This window comes from Paracoccus laeviglucosivorans, assembly GCF_900182695.1.
Lineage (GTDB): Bacteria > Pseudomonadota > Alphaproteobacteria > Rhodobacterales > Rhodobacteraceae > Paracoccus > Paracoccus laeviglucosivorans.
On the sequence record NZ_FXTK01000011.1, the window covers coordinates 1 to 18,050 of the forward strand.

Sequence of the window (18,050 nt, forward strand, 5' to 3'; positions counted from 1 at the left end):
AAGCCATCAAATCTCCAGAATTTCCACGGTCAGAACCACCAACAAGCGACCCGTCCCGTCCCGTTCAGCGTCTCCGCCGTTCGGTGAAGGGGTATCTAGGCCCTCATGCAAAACGTTGCAAGAAGAAAAATGCGCGATCGAGGAAGAAAATCATCAAGCCGCTGATTTACTGTCATTTTACTGTCGCGAGGTCGGGCAGATAATTCGCCGCCTGCTTATAGGCATGGCATTCTGCGCAAGACGCCCCCTGCCCTGCCCCGGCAGACAGCGGGAAAGGGACCCCGGAAATGAAAAACGCGGCCCCAAGGGACCGCGTTTTCCGTATTCGCAACCGAAGGCAGATCAGCGCTTCGAGAACTGGAACGAGCGACGGGCTTTCGCCTTGCCGTATTTCTTCCGTTCGACAACGCGCGAGTCGCGGGTCAGGAAGCCAGCGGCTTTCAAAGCGGCGCGCAGCGACGGTTCGTGCAGCTGCAGAGCCTTCGAGATGCCGTGCTTCACAGCGCCGGCCTGACCCGACAGACCGCCGCCGGTGACGGTGGCGTAAACGTCGTACTGGCCCGAAACGCCGGCAACCTCGAAGGGCTGGCGCAGGATCATCTGCAGCACGGGACGGGCGAAGTAGACAGCCATGTCCTTGCCGTTGACCGAGACCTTGCCCGAACCCGGTTTCACCCAAACTCGGGCGACAGCGTCTTTACGCTTGCCGGTGGCATAGGCGCGGCCCTGCGCGTCGCGCTGAGCTTCGTGAAGCGGCTTTTCGACGACAGCCGCGGTGGTGACCGATTTCAGGTCGTCCAGGGTTTTGATGTCTTCGGCCATAATCATGCGCTCCGGGTGTTCTTGGCGTTCATGGATTTGACGTCCAGAACTTCGGGCTGCTGGGCCTCGTGCGGATGCTCGGCACCGGCATAGACGCGCAGATTGGTCATCTGCTGCTTGCCCAGTTTGTTGCGCGAGATCATGCGCTCAACGGCTTTGATCACGACGCGTTCGGGGTGGGCGCCTTCCAGGACCTGACGTGCGGTGCGGTGCTTGATGCCGCCCGGATGGCCGGTGTGCCAGTAGTATTTCTTGGCATCGCGCTTGTCGCCGGTCATCTGCACCTTGTCGGCGTTGATGATGATGACGTTGTCGCCCATGTCCATGTGGGGGGTGAAGGTCGGCTTGTGCTTGCCACGCAGGCGCATGGCAACGATCGTCGCAAGACGGCCCAGAACGACGCCCTCTGCGTCGATCAGGATCCACTTCTTCTCGATCTCCGCCGGTTTTGCGGTATAGGTTTTCATGGTCGTCCCTTTAGGGGTGTAATTCGAGATGCGGGTATATCGGCCAATCCCGCGCGTAAATCAAGCGTGACGACTGCGAAATACCTCAGCAAATTCAATGAATTGTTAAATAGGTATTAAAATACCCCAACATAAAGCCCTGTTTCAGGGCCGTTTTGGCGGAATCGAATAGGTCATCGAACAGCGCGCGACCGGATCGACCCCACCCTCGGAACGGATCAGGCATTCGCCCACGGCCAGCACCTTGCCCAGTTTCAGGATGCGGCAATCGGCCAGCAGATCGCGCCCGGCATCCGGCTTGCGCATGAAGTCGATCGAGGCGTTCGTGGTCACGGCCAGCGCCACCTCGCCGATCCGCGACAGGATCGCCAGATAGATCGCCACATCCGCCAGCGCAAAGATCGACGGGCCGCTGACCGTGCCGCCGGGGCGCAGGTGCTGCGGGGCCACGATCAGGCGGGCGGTCAGGCTCTCACCCACGTCCTCGACCCGGATCTGGCCTGCGACTTGCGGAAAGGCCCGGTCCAGAAAAGCATTCAGCGCCTCGCGATCCATCATCGTTTCCCCCTGCCCCATCCGCCGCTAGACTGGCCGCTGGAGGAGATCACGACAAGGGAGGAAGGTATGAAGGACGGAGATCCGCAACCGTTGGTTCTGCGGCAGGATCATGGCCATGTCGTGCGGCTGGTTCTGAACAGTCCGGGCAATTACAACGCGCTTTCGACCGCGATGATCGACGCGCTTTCCGCCGCGCTGGACGAGGTCGCGGCCAGCGACGCCCGCGCGGTCGTCATCGCCGCGATGGGCAAGGCGTTCTGCGCGGGCCATGACCTGCGCGAATTTCAGGCCGCGCGCGATGACGACGACAATGGCGCCGCCGCATATCGTCGGCTGTTTTCGCATTGCGCGCAGATGATGCAGAAACTGCCGGCCCTCCCCCAGCCCGTCATCGCCGAGGTGCAGGGCATCGCAACCGCCGCCGGGTGCCAACTGGTCGCCAGCTGCGATCTCGCGGTTGCTGCCGACGGCGTGCGCTTTGGCGTCAATGGCGTGAATATCGGGCTGTTCTGTTCGACCCCGATGGTTGCCCTGATCCGCGCGATCCCGCCGCGCAATGCCTTTGAGCTGCTGGTGACCGGCGATTTCATCGACGCGGCGCGGGCGCAGGAACTGGGTCTGGTCAATCGCGTTTGCGCACCCGACGCGCTGGCATCCGAGACCATGGCGCTGGCGCAAACCATCGCGGCCAAGCTGCCCGCAGCGGTCCAGATGGGCAAGCGCGCCTTTCACCGCCAGCGCAGCATGGCGCTGACCGATGCCTATGCCGCGACAGGAGAGGTGATCTGCGAAAACCTGCTGCGCCCCGACACTGCCGAGGGGATACAGGCTTTCCTGGAAAAACGTGCGCCGAACTGGGACTAGCCCAGCCGGGCCAGCCACGGGAACGTCTCTAGCAGCCAATAGGCAAAGGTGGGGAATGCTCCCGTCACCAGCGCGATACCGACGGCGATCAGCAACGCGCCCATGACACGCTCGATCAGTTTCAGATGCGGCTTGATGCGGTTCATCAGGCCCATCGCCCGGTTGATAAAGATAGCCGACAGCAGAAACGGTATCCCCAGACCCAGCGCATAGACGGCCAGCAGGGCCGCGCCGCGTCCCGCCTCGGCCCCTGTGGCGGCCAGCGACAGGATCATGCCAAGCTGTGGGCCGATGCAGGGCGTCCAGCCAAAGGCAAAGGCCAGCCCAAGCACATAGGCCCCGAACGAGGTGCCGCCCTTGTCGCCCGCATCCACCCGCGCTTCGTTGTCCAGAAACGGGATGCGGATCACGCGCAGGAAATGCAGCCCCATCACGACGATCACGATGCCCGAGCCGCGCGCCAGCCAGTCCTGATACTGCAGGAACAGCCGCCCGAATGCCGAAGCGGCCATGCCCATCAGCAAAAAGACCGTCGAAAGCCCCAGAACAAAGAACAGCGCCGGAACAACGGCGCTGCGTTCGCCCGATTTCAACCCTCCGACCCCTACCCCGGTCATATAGGCCAGATAGGGCGGCACGATGGGCAGCACGCAAGGCGACAGAAAAGACAGGATACCCGCCAGCAACGCGACCGTCGCGGCAGGCAGAAAGGCGGCGTCTGCAAGTTCGATTCCCAACATGGTCGCCACATTGCGCGATGAAAAAGGCGCGGGAAAGACCCGCGCCTGTCACTATGATGTCATTGCATCGCGGGCACTTAGCCCACCGACCACCAGCCACGGCGCTTGGGACGCGGGGCAAGGTCTTCGACGACCGGCTCCGGCTCCGATGCAGGGGCTTCTTCGGCAGCGGTCTCGGCCACGGCTTCAGCCGCGACTTCAGCCTCGGGCGCGGCGGTTTCCGCAGGCGCTTCCGGCTCGGCCGCAGTTTCGGCGGGCACGCCGAGCGGCGCGGTTTCAGCCGGGGTTTCGGCTTGCGGCGCAGCCTCAGCCTCGATCGCCTTGGCGGCGGCGGCTTCGACCTCGGCGGCAGGCGTCTCCTCGACCGGCAGGGAAGTCAGATCGACAACCTCGGCGGTCTCGGCCTCCTCGCCCTTGCGGCGACGCGAACGGCGACGGCGGGGCTTGGCATCCTCCTCGGCGGGTTCGACAGATTCGACGGTCTCGACAGCTTCGACGGCTTGCGCTGTTTCGACGGCTGCGATCTCGACCTGCTCGCCGGCGGCTTCCTCGGCATCGTCGGCGCGGGAGTCATCGCCATTCGCCTCGTCCCCGCCCTTGCCACCGCGGCGGCGGCGGCGGCGGCGGCGGCGCTTGCCATTGCCCTCGCCCTGCTCGCCATTCTCGGGGGCATCGCTGCGGACCTCCTCAGCGGCGGGGGCGGCGTCCTCGATGTCGTCCTCGTCCTCGATCTCGTCGGCCACGTCCTCGTCGATCTGCGCCATCAGCTTGGCATCGACCGAAACCACGGGCGACACGACCTCGGGCACGTTACGCGTCGCAGTCTTGAACTTCTCGATCGCGTAATCGGGCGAAATCAGCGTCGGATCAGCCTCGACCCGAACCGACATGCCGTAACGCGCTTCGATATTGGCGATATGCTCGCGCTTGGAGTTCATCAGGAAGTTTGCCACGGCGACCGGCGCCTTGACCAGAACTTCGCGCGAACGCTTGCGCGTGCCTTCTTCTTCGATGGCGCGCAGGATGGTCAGCGCAAGGCTGTCATCAGACCGGATCAGACCCGTGCCATGGCAATGCGCGCAGGGCTGCGTGGTCGATTCCAGCATACCCGGACGCAGACGCTGACGCGACATTTCCAGCAGGCCAAAGCCCGAGATGCGGCCGACCTGAATGCGGGCGCGGTCGGTTTTCAGCTTGTCCTTGAAGCGCTTTTCGACGGCGGCGTTGTTGCGACGCTCTTCCATGTCGATGAAATCGACGACGATCAGACCGGCCAGGTCACGCAGACGCAGCTGGCGCGCGATTTCCTCGGCGGCTTCCAGGTTCGTCTTCAGCGCGGTGTCCTCGATCGACCCTTCCTTAGTCGCGCGGCCCGAGTTGACGTCGATGGCGACCAGCGCCTCGGTCACGCCGATGACGATATAGCCGCCCGATTTCAGCTGCACCACCGGGTTGAACATGCCGCCCAGATAGCCCTCGACCTGATAGCGCGCGTAAAGCGGGATCTGGTCGTCGTAATGCTTCACGTTCTTGGCGTGGGACGGCATGATCATCTTCATGAAGTCCTTGGCGGTGCGGTAACCGCGCTCGCCCTCGACCAGAACCTCGTCGATGTCTTTCGAATAGATGTCGCGGATGGTCCGCTTGATCAGGTCGCCTTCCTCATAGACCGGCGCGGGCGCGATGGACTTGAAGGTCAGTTCGCGGATCTGTTCCCACAGCCGCATCAGATATTCGTAATCGCGGCGGATCTCGGTCCGGGTGCGCTGGCTTCCGGCGGTGCGGATGATCAGGCCAGCGCCTTCCGGCACCTCCAGTTCGGACGCGATTTCCTTGAGCTTCTTGCGGTCTGCTGCGTTGGTGATCTTGCGGCTGATGCCGCCGCCGCGGGCGGTGTTGGGCATCAGGACGCAGTAGCGACCAGCCAGCGACAGATAGGTGGTCAGGGCCGCGCCCTTGTTGCCACGCTCTTCCTTGACGACCTGGACCAGCATGATCTGCCGGACCTTGATGACTTCCTGAATCTTGTAGCGGCGCGCACGAGGCTTTTTCGGAGCAGAGATTTCCTCGGCCACGTCTTCTTCGGCGACGGATTCGATTGCGTCGTCGTCATGCGCTTCTTCGTGCGGCTCATCACCGGCATCATCGACATGCTCGTCGGCGGCGATCGGCTCGGCCGCTGCGGCGTGTTCGGCCAGTTCGACCGCATCGCCTTCGCCCTCGGACGGATCGACCACGGTCATCCCGGCGATGTCTTCCGAGATCACGGCATCGCCCTGATCGGCGCTGGCAGGTTTGGCGGTCTTGCGGCGGCGCGCGTTGCGCTTGGGCTTTTCAGCCTCTTCGCTTTCGGCGGCAGCGGCGGCGCGCTCTTCCTCCAGCAGGGCCTGACGGTCGGCTGCGGGGATCTGATAATAATCCGGGTGGATTTCCGCAAAGGCCAGAAAACCGTGACGGTTTCCGCCGTAATCCACAAAGGCCGCCTGCAACGAGGGTTCGACCCGCGTTACCTTGGCCAAGTAAATGTTGCCAGCAAGCTGTCGCTTGTTGACGGTCTCGAAATCAAATTCCTCGACCTTGGTTCCATCGACCACGACAACCCGAGTCTCCTCGGCATGTGTGGCGTCGATCAGCATTTTCTTTGACATATATCCGACTTTCGCGCACCCGCCCGGACCCGCGCAAAGGCGGTGCTGACGAACGGCTGCTGCATGAATGAGCGTGGCGGATCAGGCGGATAGCAGCAATCGCGGCACTGGGGGCATTTCCCCGGCACCGTTCACGATCAAGCTGCGCTGCGCGATCCATCGCGTCTCTTTACCTTTCTTGGCCCGATCCGCCGCAAAGCGGCCCGGACGGCGATCACGATGCCCAGAGGCCCCTTGGGGCTTAGGCGTTGATTTTCCGCGCATCGCACCACCTGCACCCTTTGGGTGTCCCGGCTGGCGGACGCGCCGCGAAACTGTTCGAGGCAGGCAACCACAAGTTGCGACACATGCCTCTTGATTTGGAAGATAGCGGGTAAGGCCGCGTGGTTACAATCGGTTTTTCACCAAATGACCGATGGCGCCACTGCCCTGCCCGCGCGGCGATCACCCGCGCGGGCAGCAGGCGTTACAGATAATCGCTGCGGCTCAGGCCGTATTTCGCCATCTTTTCGTTCAGCGTCCGGCGTGGCAGGCACAATTCGTCCATGACGGCGGCGATGCTGCCCTTGTGGCGACGCATGGTATTGTCGATCAGCATCTTTTCGAAGCTTTCGACATATTCTTTCAAGGGCTTGCCCTCGGTCGTCGTGGCTTCTTGCGTGTCTTCGCCATCCGCCATCAGCAGCGACGCGATCGAGCCGGAGCCGCGACGGTTCTGCAGCACCGCACGTTCGGCCACGTTGATCAACTGACGCACATTGCCCGGCCAAGGGGCCTGCAAAAGCTGCGCCGCTTCCTGCGCGGTGACCTGCGGGGGTTCGCAGCCATATTCTTCGCTGAACTGTTCTGTCATGCGGGTGAACAGCGCCAGAATATCCTCGCCGCGCGAACGCAGGGGCGGCAGGGTGATCTTCAGTGCGGTCAGACGATAGAACAGGTCGGGACGCAGCGAATCCTCGGCCTTGCGGCCTTCGCCGCGTGCGTTGGAAATCGCGATGATCCGGGTTTCGGCAGGCGTGCCCTGTTCGGCAATAAAGGCCAGCAGGCGGGCCTGAAGGCCGTCGGACAGCGCCTCGATGTCTTCCAGACACAGCGTCCCGCCGCGGGCTTCCTCGACGGCGGGCAGGCCGTTTTCGACCGGGCCGAACAGTTTGCCGGCCAGCACTTCGTCATTATAGGCGGCACAGGAAATCGGCACGAATTTCTTGGACGCGCGCGGCCCCACGGCATGAAGCGCGTGCGCCACCAGCGTCTTGCCGGTGCCGGTTTCGCCGTCGATCAGCACGTGACCGTCAGCCTGGCCCAGGTCCAGAATGTCCTCGCGCAGGCGGTCCATGACGGGGCTGGCGCCGATCAGCTTGGACATGACCTGCTGGCCTTCGGACAGGTCGCGGCGCAGGGCGCGGTTGTCCAGCGTCATGCGGCGGGCCTGCCCCGCGCGCTTGACCAGTTCGGTCAGACGTTCGGGATTGAAGGGCTTTTCCATGAAATCCATGGCGCCGATCCGCATGGCTTCGACCGCCATCGGAACGTCGCCATGCCCGGTGATCATGATGACCGGCAAACCACTGTCGATGCCCATCAGGCGCTTAAGGAACGTCATCCCGTCCGTGCCCGGCATCCGAATGTCCGAGATGATGACCCCCGGCCAATCGGCCGAGATGACCTTTAACGCATCGTCGGCGCTGGCGAAGGTTTCGGTGTCGAACCCGGACAAGGCCAGCCACTGGCTGATCGATTCCCGCATATCGGGTTCGTCATCGACCACTGCAATCTTCATCGTGCGGCTCATACGCGCGTCACCTTTCATATCTACTCTGCCGCAAGCGGCGATCCGGTTTTCCGACCCGGATCGTGCAGCGGCAGTTCAAGTTCGAATACGGCTCCTCGGCCTTCATCACCTTCGGCGTTATGCGCGGTCAGGCGTCCGCCGAAATCAGCGGCGATCCCGGACGAAATCGCAAGCCCCAATCCCGTGCCTTCGCCGGGCTTCTTGGTGGTAAAGAAGGGTTCGAAGAGTTTTTCCAGATCGGAAACGCCCGGACCGTTGTCCCGGACAGACAAGAATGCGTGAGAGCCGGAGCTTACCGTGATCTCGATCGCGGGATCGCGCACCGGCTTGATCGCGTCGATCGCATTGCGAAGCAGGTTGATGATGACCTGTTCCAGACGGATGCGGTCGCAATAGACCATGACCGGATAGCGTGGGATATTACGCTGCAGCCGGATTGTCTTGCCGCGCAACTGCGGCTCCATCATGACGAGTGCGCTGGACAGCGCGGCACGCAGATCGACCGGCTCGAACGCCTCGCCGCCTTTACGCGCATAGGATTTCAGTTGGCGGGTGATCGCGCCCATGCGTTCGACCAGATCGTCGATGCGCTGAAAGCTGGACAGCGCTTCCTCGCCCCGGCCGCGTTGCAGCAAAAGCCGCGCACCGGCCAGATAGGTCTTCATCGCGGCCAGCGGCTGGTTCAATTCGTGACTGACGCCTGCCGACATCTCGCCCAAGGCGGCCAGCTTGGACGATTGCTGCATGGTCTGTTCGGCCACGCGCAGTTCCTTCTGCACCCGCTCACGCTCGGCAATTTCGCGGGTCAGGCGCATGTTCAATGCGCGCAGATCCTCGGATTCGCGCATATAGGCGGCGGATTCGACCCGCGCACGGCGAGATAGCAGATAGAACACCGCTGCCAGCAAGATCGCGAAGCCCATGATGACCATGGCCAGAACCGCGTTCACCCGCTCGCGCACCGAATCGTAGGTGGTGAACGCGATCATCTTCCAGCCGCGGAACGGAATGCGCGTTTCCGCCTGCATCACCGCCTTGCCCTGCACATAAGCATCGACCGGCGGCGCGGCCCAGTCCGCTGTGACTTGAAACGCCCGCGCAATCGCGGACGGTGCCGAACGGACCGCCAGCGCCTCGGGCAGGGTCAGGCCACGCCAGCGAGGTTCGGTGGACAGGATGATCTGGCCGGAGCTGTCGGTGACCGCAATGGCGTCCGAAATCCCCGCCCAGGACCGCACAAGCCGCGTCAGGTCCGCACCGACCACGACGACGCCCAGCGTGCGCCCATCGGCCACCACGGCGCGGGAATAGGCGAATTCGTAAGCCCCCTGCGGCGAAGGCGATACCGTAAAGACCGTATCCTTGGACCGCAGCGATTCCACGTAGAACGGTTCCTGCACGTAATTCGTGCCGATCAGGTTGCGGTCCGTCGAACCGACCGTCCGCCCCGACGCATCCAGAAGCCGGATCGAGGATGCGGCAATTTCCTTTTGGGCCGAGATCAGCCGCGCCGAGGTGCCGGAAAAATCGTTGCTGGACAGGGCCGAGATCAGCGCCGGATCTCGTGCCAGCAATTGCGGCACGACCGAGGTGCGCTGCAATTCCGAAAGCAGGTTGCCGGTATACAAAGCCGAGCGCAGTTCGGTCCGCACGCGGGTATTTTCCGAAAAACGCGAAGACAGCCAGCTGTTGGTCAGCCAGATGGTTCCGACCGCGATCAGCAGAAGCGCCGCGATGATGCCGCGCAGACCCCACCGCCCGGCTACTGCCGAGCGACCGCCCTCCGGCGTCTCCGTGGAAACCTGTTTGTCTCGCATATGCCTCCGGCATCGCCCCACAGGGGACGAGTCAATCTAATGCGCGAAGGTCAACGGCTCAAGTCAGACCGTTACAAGGTCTTGCATCACCGATGCGAACAGACCCGCGCCGTCCGTTCCGCCATGCACGGCATCCGCCGCGCGTTCGGGATGGGGCATCATGCCCAGCACCCGGCGGTTTTCGGACAGAACCCCCGCAATGTCCTGAACCGAGCCGTTGATGCCCGGCGCATAGCTGAAGGCGATCCGGTCCTGATCCTTCAGCTTCGCCAGCCCTTCGGCGTCGATCTGATAGTTGCCGTCATGGTGGGCGACCGGCACGCGGATCACCTGACCCGCCTGATAGGCCGAGGTGAACGGGCTGGCCGAGGTTTCCACCTTCAGCGCCACCTCACGGCAGATGAATTTCAGCCCCGAATTGCGCATCAGCGCGCCGGGTAGCAGGCCCAGTTCGGTCAGAACCTGAAAGCCGTTGCAGATGCCCAGCACATAGCCGCCCTTGGCGCCATGGGCGCGGACGGCGTTGGCAATCGGCGAATGGGCAGCAATCGCGCCGCAGCGCAGATAGTCGCCAAAGGAAAAACCGCCCGGCACGGCAACCAGATCGGTGCCCTGCGGCAGCGCGTCGTCCTTGTGCCAGACGCGCGTCACCTGCGCCCCCGCCTGCGTCAGCGCAACCGCAAGGTCGCGATCGCAATTCGATCCGGGAAAGGTGATGACGGCGGCTTTCATGGGCGACTCCGGGTGTTTCCTGCGCCTCCCTTACTGCAATGCGACCGAACTGTTAAGCCGCTTCGCGCAAGATCGGACGGAACGTGAAAAGGGCCGGAGGTTCCCCCGGCCCTTGCGTGGCTTGGTGACGGGATCAGCCCGCCAGTGCCTTGTTCAGGTATTCGTCCACCTTTTCCAGATAGCCCATGGTGGTCAGCCATTTCTGGTCGGGACCGACCAGCAGCGCCAGATCCTTGGTCATGTGGCCGTCTTCGACCGCCTGAACCGTCACACGCTCCAGCGTCTTGGCAAAGTTCAGCAGCGCCTCGTTGTTGTCGAGGTTGGCGCGATGCTTCAGGCCGCCGGTCCAGGCAAAGATCGACGCAATCGAGTTGGTCGAGGTCTGGTTGCCCTTCTGGTGTTCGCGATAGTGGCGCGTCACGGTGCCGTGCGCGGCCTCGGCCTCGACGGTTTTGCCATCGGGCGTCATCAGCACCGAGGTCATCAGCCCCAGCGAGCCGAAGCCCTGCGCAACGGTGTCCGACTGCACGTCGCCGTCGTAGTTCTTGCAGGCCCAGACATAGCCGCCCGACCATTTCAGGTTCGAAGCCACCATGTCGTCGATCAGGCGGTGTTCATAGGTGATGCCGGCCTTTTTGAACTGGTCGGCAAATTCGGCGTCGAACACTTCCTGGAACAGATCCTTGAAGCGACCATCATAGGCTTTCAGGATGGTGTTCTTGGTCGACAGGTAAACCGGGAAACCGCGCTGCAGACCATAGTTCATCGAAGCGCGGGCAAAGTCGCGGATCGAATCGTCCAGGTTATACATCGCCATTGCCACCCCCGAGGACGGCGCCTGGAACACTTCGTGTTCGATCGTCTCGCCGTCTTCGCCGACGAATTTGATCGTCAGCTTGCCCTTGCCGGGGAAGCGGAAGTCGGTGGCTTTATACTGGTCGCCAAAGGCGTGACGGCCGACGATGACCGGGCGCGTCCAGTGCGGGACCAGACGCGGCACGTTGCTGCAGATGATCGGTTCGCGGAAGATGACGCCGCCCAGAATGTTGCGGATGGTGCCGTTGGGCGATTTCCACATCTTTTTCAGGCCGAATTCCTCGACCCGCTGTTCGTCGGGGGTGATGGTCGCGCATTTCACGCCCACGCCGTATTGCTTGATCGCATGTGCGGCGTCGATGGTGATCTGGTCTTCGGTGCGGTCACGCTCCTCGATGCCCAGATCGTAGTATTTCAGGTCCACATCCAGATAGGGCAGGATCAGCTTTTGCTTGATGAAGTCCCAGATGATCCGGGTCATCTCGTCGCCGTCGAGTTCGACGACAGGATTGGCTACCTTGATCTTCGACATGGGTGGTCCCTTTGGTTAGGATTCGGCTGTGGGCCGTATATCTGCTATCCAAGCAAAGGGAAAGACGTGTATGCAATTGCATACCGTTTAAACCGGCAAAATCAGCGCCCGAAATAGACCTGTGCGCTTTCGCTCAGCCAATCCCACAAAGCCGGCGCTCCGCGCTGAATGCGGACCCCCACGCGCTCGACCAACTGGTCGTAGGTCACATCATAGGCAACCCATGACCCGCCGCCCGATGCGATGTTCTGCATGACCGGCTGCGCCCGATCCAGCGATTTGGCAAAGACCGCATCCGGCGTATCATTCGCCTCGAACTCAGCCCAAAGCGCGCGTAGCGCAGCGCCTTGGGGGGCGGGCAACATTCCGAACAGGCGGTCCGCCGCCGCATCTTCCGCGGCCATCTGCGCGGAGCTGTGATGGGCTGCGCCGCCTTGCGAATGGATCGGCACGTCGCCCGTGTCTATCTCGACCAGATCGTGCAGGATCAACATGCGGATGACGCGCCCAATATCGACACCCTCGCCCGCGAACGGCGCCATGACCAGCGCATAAAGTGCCAGATGCCAGCTGTGTTCCGCGCTGTTTTCCGTGCGCGAGGCATCGCAAAGCAGACTGGCGCGATAGACGGATTTCAGGCGATCCGCCTCGGCCAGAAAGGCCAGCGGCCCGATCATGTCGGCGCTGACCTGTCCGCCGTCCAGCAGGGCTTGGCCTGCCGCCATCACCTCGGGCCATTCTGTCCAAAGGCGCGCGGCCCGGCCTGCGGTCATGTTGTCGCGGACGATCCGCAGATGTTCGGGCAGCGGCTGGGGCGCGCCCAGCACCTGAAACATAGGCTGCACGTGATCGACGCGCTTGGCAAAGCGGGCATCCTCGGTCTCGCCCGCCTCGAATTCCTGCCACAGATCCAGCAGACGCCCGCCATCGGGCAGCATGGCAAACAACCGTTGCGCCGCCGCAAGCTCGGCTGCGGCGACGGCGGGGCCGTCATGTTCCAGATGAATGGGATGGTCGCCGCAGTCGATTTCCACCAGATCATGCAGCAGGATCATGGCAATCGCCCGGTCCGAGCCGCCGAACACCAGCGCATAAAGCGCGACGTGCCAGCTGTGTTCGGCACTGTTTTCGGGGCGCGACAGGTCCATCAGCACATTCGCACGATCGACCGACTTCAGCCTGTCGGCCTCGTTCAAGAAGGCAAAGCGGCGGGTCAGGTCGGTCATGCGAATGGGCCTTTGGTCGTCTTAGCGGGTATTCTCGGTCAGGCGGCGACGGACATAGGTCTGCACCTTGTCGATCATCGGCTTCATATGCGCCTCATCGTCGCGGAAGAAGTGATCGGCGCCCTCGATTTCCTCGTGGGTGATGGTGATGCCCTTCTGCTCGCGCAGTTTGCCCACCAGTGTATGGGTGTCTTTGGGCGGTGCCACGCGGTCGGCAGTGCCGTTGATGATCAACCCCGAGGACGGGCAAGGCGCAAGGAAGCTGAAATCATACATGTTCGCGGGCGGGGCCACGCTGATGAAGCCGGTAATTTCCGGGCGGCGCATCAGAAGCTGCATCCCGATCCACGCGCCAAAGCTGAAACCGGCGACCCAGCAATGTTTGCTGTTGGGGTTCATGGCCTGCAGGTAATCCAGCGCGGATGCGGCATCCGACAGCTCACCTATGCCTTGGTCGAATTCGCCCTGCGACCGACCGACGCCCCGGAAGTTGAAGCGCATGACGGTAAAGCCCAAGCGGTGAAACGCATAGTGCAGGTTATAGACCACCCGGTTGTTCATCGTGCCGCCATACTGGGGATGGGGGTGCAGGATGATGGCAATGGGGGCGTCCGGTGCGGGCTGCGCATGATAGCGCCCCTCAAGACGACCTTCGGGACCGGGGAAAATCAGTTCGGGCATAGGCTTCCTTTGGGACTCGGGTTTCTTGACCCTGTGACGGCGCGGCTCTAGATCGTCAATCTGGGAAGCGCGGCTGAATCAAGCAAGACCGGCATAGTCAAGACGCTGTCAAGACGGCGCAAGCGGATTAGCCCGAAGGCTGCGTTGCGTCAACTATCACGAGAGGCAACGATGAAACTGTCCACAAAAGGCCGCTACGCGATGGTCGCGCTGGTCGATCTGGCAATCGCCAGGAATGACGACCTCACCTCATTAGCCGAGATTTCCAAGCGGCAGGACATCTCGTTGCCCTATCTGGAACAGCTTTTCGTGCGGCTGCGCCGTGCGGGGCTGGTCGAATCGGTGCGCGGTCCGGGCGGCGGATACCGCCTTGCGCGGGCGCCCGAAACCATCCGCGTGGCGGACATCCTTGAGGCGGTCGATGAAACCGTCAGCGCCCTGCATGTCGGCGCGGGCGCGTCGGGCGGGATTTCCGGGTCGCGGGCGCAAACCCTGTCGAACCGGCTGTGGGAGGGGCTTTCGGCCCATGTCTATGTGTTTCTGCACAACCATACGCTGGCGGATGTGGCCAAGAACCAGCTGCTGCCCTGCCCCGCGCTGCCAAAAATCCTGTCGATCGTGGACGATTAAGGCGCGGCCCCGCAAGGGACCGCGCAGCCGGGATCATTCCGCCGGCAGGTCTTCGAACAGCGTGCCGATGGAGATGGTCTTTTCCGGCACGTTCAGGTTCGGGTCCGCTGCGATCATCACCGGGTTCGGCGCATCGGGCAGAACCGACAGCGCGCCGTTTTCGCCGATGGTCACGCGCTTCTTGTGATAAAGCCCGACCGACGGCACCAGCGCCACGCCTTCGAACCCTTCGGGCACGGTGAATTCCAGCGTGACCGAGCCGTTCTTACCTTCGGGCTTGTATTCGGCGATGCTGGCGAAAATGCCGGTGGACTGGCCCGAGGGCTTCATCAGTTCACCCCAGATCGTATAGGGATAACCCTCGACCAGATTTTCGTAATCGACCTTGGCGGTGATCTTGCCGCCATTGCCCGGCAAGGCGCGATCGCCATCGGCGGAATCAGCCGCGGTCACGGTCACACGCTGCACGGCGTGGACCTGAAGCACGGTCGCTTCGCTTTTCGTGTCGCGAATCTCGGCCAGGGGCTTTGCCGTAGCCAGACCTGCCAGATCGACCTGACCTTCGTAAAGCGTCAGATAGACGGCATAGTCGATATTGAATTCCGTGCGGTTCGGCGGAACCGGCAGCATGAAGCTGGTCTTGCCGCTGGCCGCATCCGGGATCAGGTTTTCCAGCGTGGGGGCGCCCACCAGCTTGCCTTCGCCAACGTGATAAAGCTGAGCGACCAGCGTATAGGGCTGGCCGGGGGTCAGGCCGTCAAAGGTCACGTCGTCACGCGCGATGCCGCCCGTGCGCATGAAAAAGCGGTTCTCGTCGGCATCTTCGACCACGGCGCTGGTCAGGGTCACGCCCTTGGCGGCTTTCGTAGCCACTGCGGGTTCGGCGGCATGGGCGGGCTGCATCAGTCCGGTCAAAGCCAGCGCGGCAATCGCTGCGGCCTTGGGGAGATTAAGTCTGTTTTGTGTGCGATTTGTCATGCTCGCTCCGGTAGAACTATGAACGATTCTGTTCAAGTCACCCGAATCGGACATAGCGGGGTTCTGCCTAAAGCCCCAGATTTCCCGGCAAAATTGAGCCTATTGCCGTTGCGTCAATACAACCCCTCCGCGCATCAATGATGCGCCGCCCTGACCGCTACCAACTGCGACGTCACGCCGCCGTCACCATTCCTTGCGAAATCCCGAAGGGGGGCCTAAATGACCGGGTTCATTCGACCCGCCGCAGCGAAGGGATCTGCCCATGTCCGATCTTCAGACGCCTTACTACCTGATCGACCTTGCGAAACTGCGGGTCAACATGGAACGCATCCAGCATCTGCGCGAACAGTCCGGCGCGAAATGCCTGCTGGCGCTGAAATGCTTTGCCACGTGGTCGGCTTTCGACTTCATGCGACCGTTCATGGATGGAACCACCTCGTCCTCGCTGTTCGAACTGCGGCTGGGGCATGAGGAATTCGGCAAGGAAACCCACGCCTATTCCGTCGCATGGGCCGACCATGAGATTGATGAGGCGCTGGGTTACGCTGACAAGATCATCTTCAACAGCCTTGGTCAGCTGGACCGCTATTCCGACAAGGCGGCGGCACGCGGCATCAAGATGGGCCTGCGCCTGAATCCGCGCTTTTCGACCAGCGGTTTCGATCTGGCCGATCCGGCGCGCCCCTTCTCTCGCCTTGGCGAATGGGACCTGCCCAAGCTGGAATCCGCGCTGGACCGCATCTCGGGCGTGATGATCCACTACAATTGTGAAAACGGCGATTTTGACCTGTTCGACGCCCAGCTTGGCCGGATCGAAGCCGAATTCGGCGGCTTCCTGGAAAAGCTGGACTGGGTTTCGCTGGGCGGCGGCATCCATTTCACCGGCGACGGCTATCCGCTGGACCGTCTGGCCGCGCGACTGAAAGCGTTCCAGCAGAAATTCGGCGTGCAGCTTTTCCTTGAACCGGGCGAAGCCAGCATCACCAAATCCGCGTCGCTTGAAGTCAGCGTCCTTGACCTGATCCATAACGGCAAGGACGTGGCCATCGTCGATAGCAGCATCGAGGCGCATATGCTGGACCTGCTGATCTATCGCGAAATCGCCAAGCTGCCGCAGGAGGGCGAGCACGCCTATCAGATCGCGGGCAAGACCTGCCTTGCGGGCGACATCTTCGGCGAAGCGCGCTTCCCCCAGCCGCTGCAAGTCGGTTCACGCATCAGCATCGCGGATGCGGCGGGCTATACGATGGTGAAAAAGAACTGGTTCAACGGCGTGCCCATGCCGTCGATCGCGATCCGTGAAGAAGACGGAACGATCCGCGAAGCTCGCCGGTTCACCTACGACGATTACAAATCCAGCTTGTCTTAACAGCCAGAGAACCCCCGACGAAACATTCCCTGCCAAGAAAAGGAGATCGAATTGGCCAAAAACGTGCTCATCATCGGCGCCGGCGGCGTCGCGCAGGTGGTCGCGCATAAGGTGGCGCAGAATGCCAAGGAATTCGGCACACTGCACATCGCATCCCGCACGGTCAGCAAGGCCGAGCAGATCATCACGAGCATTCGTGAAAAAGGCCATAAGGTCGAATTTACCGCGCATCCGCTGGACGCCATGGACAGCGATGCCGTGGCGGCCCTGATCCGCCAGATCGACGCGAACATCGTCATCAACGTGGGCTCGGCCTTCGTGAACATGACCGTCCTGCAAGGCTGCATCGATACCGGCGCGGCCTATCTGGACACCGCGATCCACGAAGACCCCGCCAAGGTCTGCGAAACGCCGCCTTGGTATGGCAACTACGAATGGAAACGCCGCGAGGCCTGCGAGGCCGCGGGCGTCACTGCCATTCTGGGCGTCGGCTTCGATCCGGGCGTGGTGAACGCCTATGCCCGTCTGGCCGAGGATGAATATTTCGACAAGGTCGAATCCATCGACATCGTGGACATCAACGCAGGCTCGCATGGCCGTTGGTTCGCCACGAATTTCGACCCGGAAATCAACTTCCGCGAATTCACCGGCACCGTCTATAGCTGGCAGAAAGGCGCGTGGCAGGAAAACAAGATGTTCGAGGTAGGCCGCGAATGGGATCTGCCCGTCGTCGGCAAACAGACCGCCTATCTGTCCGGCCATGACGAGGTGCACAGCCTGTCCGCCCGCTACAAGGACGCCGATGTGCGTTTCTGGATGGGCTTTGGGGCGCATTACATCAACGTCTTTACCGTGCTGCAAAACCTTGGCCTGCTGTCCGAACAGCCGGTGAAAACCGCCGAAGGCACCGAGGTCGTGCCGCTGAAACTGGTCAAAGCCGTGCTGCCCGACCCCTCCAGCCTTGCGCCGGACTATGTTGGCAAGACCTGCATCGGCGATCTGGTCAAAGGCACGCAGAACGGCAAACCCGGCGAGGTGTTCATCTACAACGTCGCCGACCACAAGGAAGCCTTCAACGAGGTCGGCAGCCAGGGCATCAGCTATACTGCGGGTGTCCCCCCGGTCGCGGCGGCAATCCTTGTGGCGCGCGGCACCTGGGACGTCAAGAAGATGGCCAATGTCGAGGAACTGCCCGCGCGGCCGTTCCTTGAACTGCTGGGCGATCTGGGCCTGCCCACCCGCGTCATCGACGCGACGGGCGATCACCCGCTGTAAGTCGCCAGAATTTAATCAACATCAACCCCGCGATCAGGAACCTGACTGCGGGGTTTCTCGTTTCCAGCAAGCGGCGCTTGGGGGATGCGATGTCACCGGAAAA

At 62.3% G+C, this 18,050-nt stretch carries 16 protein-coding genes; 4 read left to right on the forward strand and 12 right to left on the reverse strand.

Annotated features, from left to right (window positions below; genetic code table 11):
• Positions 1–342: 342 nt before the first annotated feature.
• The 3 genes from rpsI to FN835_RS12310 form a co-directional block, all read right to left on the reverse strand.
• On the reverse strand, positions 343–822 hold the full coding sequence (rpsI, locus tag FN835_RS12300) for a 30S ribosomal protein S9 (RefSeq protein WP_142663525.1): 480 nt from the start codon (positions 820–822) through the stop codon (positions 343–345).
• A gap of 2 nt (positions 823–824) precedes the next feature.
• Positions 825–1,289, reverse strand: a complete 465-nt coding sequence (gene rplM / locus FN835_RS12305) for a 50S ribosomal protein L13 (RefSeq protein ID WP_142663526.1) — start codon at positions 1,287–1,289, stop codon at positions 825–827.
• A gap of 144 nt (positions 1,290–1,433) precedes the next feature.
• The gene (locus FN835_RS12310) at positions 1,434–1,844 is read right to left on the reverse strand and encodes a PaaI family thioesterase (protein WP_142663643.1); all 411 of its coding nucleotides are present in this window, start codon (positions 1,842–1,844) and stop codon (positions 1,434–1,436) included.
• A 69-nt stretch (positions 1,845–1,913) separates the two neighbouring features.
• On the opposite strand from FN835_RS12310, the gene FN835_RS12315 reads away from it, so the two are divergent.
• Positions 1,914–2,711 (forward strand): enoyl-CoA hydratase, encoded by a 798-nt coding sequence (locus FN835_RS12315; protein ID WP_142663527.1) that lies wholly within the window; start codon positions 1,914–1,916, stop codon positions 2,709–2,711.
• Here FN835_RS12315 and FN835_RS12320 read toward each other — a convergent pair.
• The 8 genes from FN835_RS12320 to FN835_RS12355 all read right to left on the reverse strand — a co-directional run bounded on the left by FN835_RS12320 (position 2,708) and on the right by FN835_RS12355 (position 13,695).
• Positions 2,708–3,451, reverse strand: a complete 744-nt coding sequence (locus tag FN835_RS12320; protein ID WP_142663528.1) for a cytochrome c biogenesis CcdA family protein — start codon at positions 3,449–3,451, stop codon at positions 2,708–2,710. The genes FN835_RS12315 and FN835_RS12320 overlap by 4 nt on opposite strands.
• Before the next feature lie 77 nt (positions 3,452–3,528).
• Positions 3,529–6,099, reverse strand: a complete 2,571-nt coding sequence (locus FN835_RS12325) for an Rne/Rng family ribonuclease (protein ID WP_142663529.1) — start codon at positions 6,097–6,099, stop codon at positions 3,529–3,531.
• Positions 6,100–6,565: 466 nt separating this feature from the next.
• Entirely contained in the window at positions 6,566–7,891 is a 1,326-nt protein-coding gene (locus FN835_RS12330; RefSeq protein ID WP_142663530.1) for a sigma-54-dependent transcriptional regulator, read from the reverse strand.
• Between the two features lie 20 nt (positions 7,892–7,911).
• On the reverse strand, positions 7,912–9,708 hold the full coding sequence (locus tag FN835_RS12335) for a sensor histidine kinase (RefSeq protein WP_142663531.1): 1,797 nt from the start codon (positions 9,706–9,708) through the stop codon (positions 7,912–7,914).
• 63 nt (positions 9,709–9,771) lie between these two features.
• On the reverse strand, positions 9,772–10,440 hold the full coding sequence (gene purQ, locus FN835_RS12340; protein ID WP_142663532.1) for a phosphoribosylformylglycinamidine synthase subunit PurQ: 669 nt from the start codon (positions 10,438–10,440) through the stop codon (positions 9,772–9,774).
• Between the two features lie 133 nt (positions 10,441–10,573).
• Positions 10,574–11,788: an NADP-dependent isocitrate dehydrogenase gene (locus tag FN835_RS12345; protein WP_142663533.1), complete on the reverse strand. Its 1,215-nt coding sequence runs from the start codon at positions 11,786–11,788 to the stop codon at positions 10,574–10,576.
• A 101-nt stretch (positions 11,789–11,889) separates the two neighbouring features.
• Positions 11,890–13,014 (reverse strand): HD domain-containing protein, encoded by a 1,125-nt coding sequence (locus FN835_RS12350; protein ID WP_142663534.1) that lies wholly within the window; start codon positions 13,012–13,014, stop codon positions 11,890–11,892.
• A gap of 21 nt (positions 13,015–13,035) precedes the next feature.
• On the reverse strand, positions 13,036–13,695 hold the full coding sequence (locus FN835_RS12355) for an alpha/beta hydrolase (RefSeq protein WP_142663535.1): 660 nt from the start codon (positions 13,693–13,695) through the stop codon (positions 13,036–13,038).
• Positions 13,696–13,866: 171 nt separating this feature from the next.
• Between FN835_RS12355 and iscR the strand changes: the two genes are divergently transcribed.
• Complete coding sequence (gene iscR / locus FN835_RS12360; protein WP_142663536.1) at positions 13,867–14,325, forward strand: Fe-S cluster assembly transcriptional regulator IscR; 459 nt, start codon at positions 13,867–13,869, stop codon at positions 14,323–14,325.
• A gap of 33 nt (positions 14,326–14,358) precedes the next feature.
• Here iscR and FN835_RS12365 read toward each other — a convergent pair whose 3' ends face one another.
• A complete protein-coding gene (locus tag FN835_RS12365) occupies positions 14,359–15,303 on the reverse strand; it encodes a VaFE repeat-containing surface-anchored protein (RefSeq protein ID WP_142663537.1) in 945 nt (314 codons plus the stop codon).
• A 262-nt stretch (positions 15,304–15,565) separates the two neighbouring features.
• Between FN835_RS12365 and nspC the strand changes: the two genes are divergently transcribed.
• On the forward strand, positions 15,566–16,672 hold the full coding sequence (gene nspC / locus FN835_RS12370; protein WP_142663538.1) for a carboxynorspermidine decarboxylase: 1,107 nt from the start codon (positions 15,566–15,568) through the stop codon (positions 16,670–16,672).
• A 51-nt stretch (positions 16,673–16,723) separates the two neighbouring features.
• The gene (locus tag FN835_RS12375) at positions 16,724–17,947 is read left to right on the forward strand and encodes a saccharopine dehydrogenase family protein (protein ID WP_142663539.1); all 1,224 of its coding nucleotides are present in this window, start codon (positions 16,724–16,726) and stop codon (positions 17,945–17,947) included.
• The last annotated feature ends 103 nt before the right edge of the window (positions 17,948–18,050 follow it).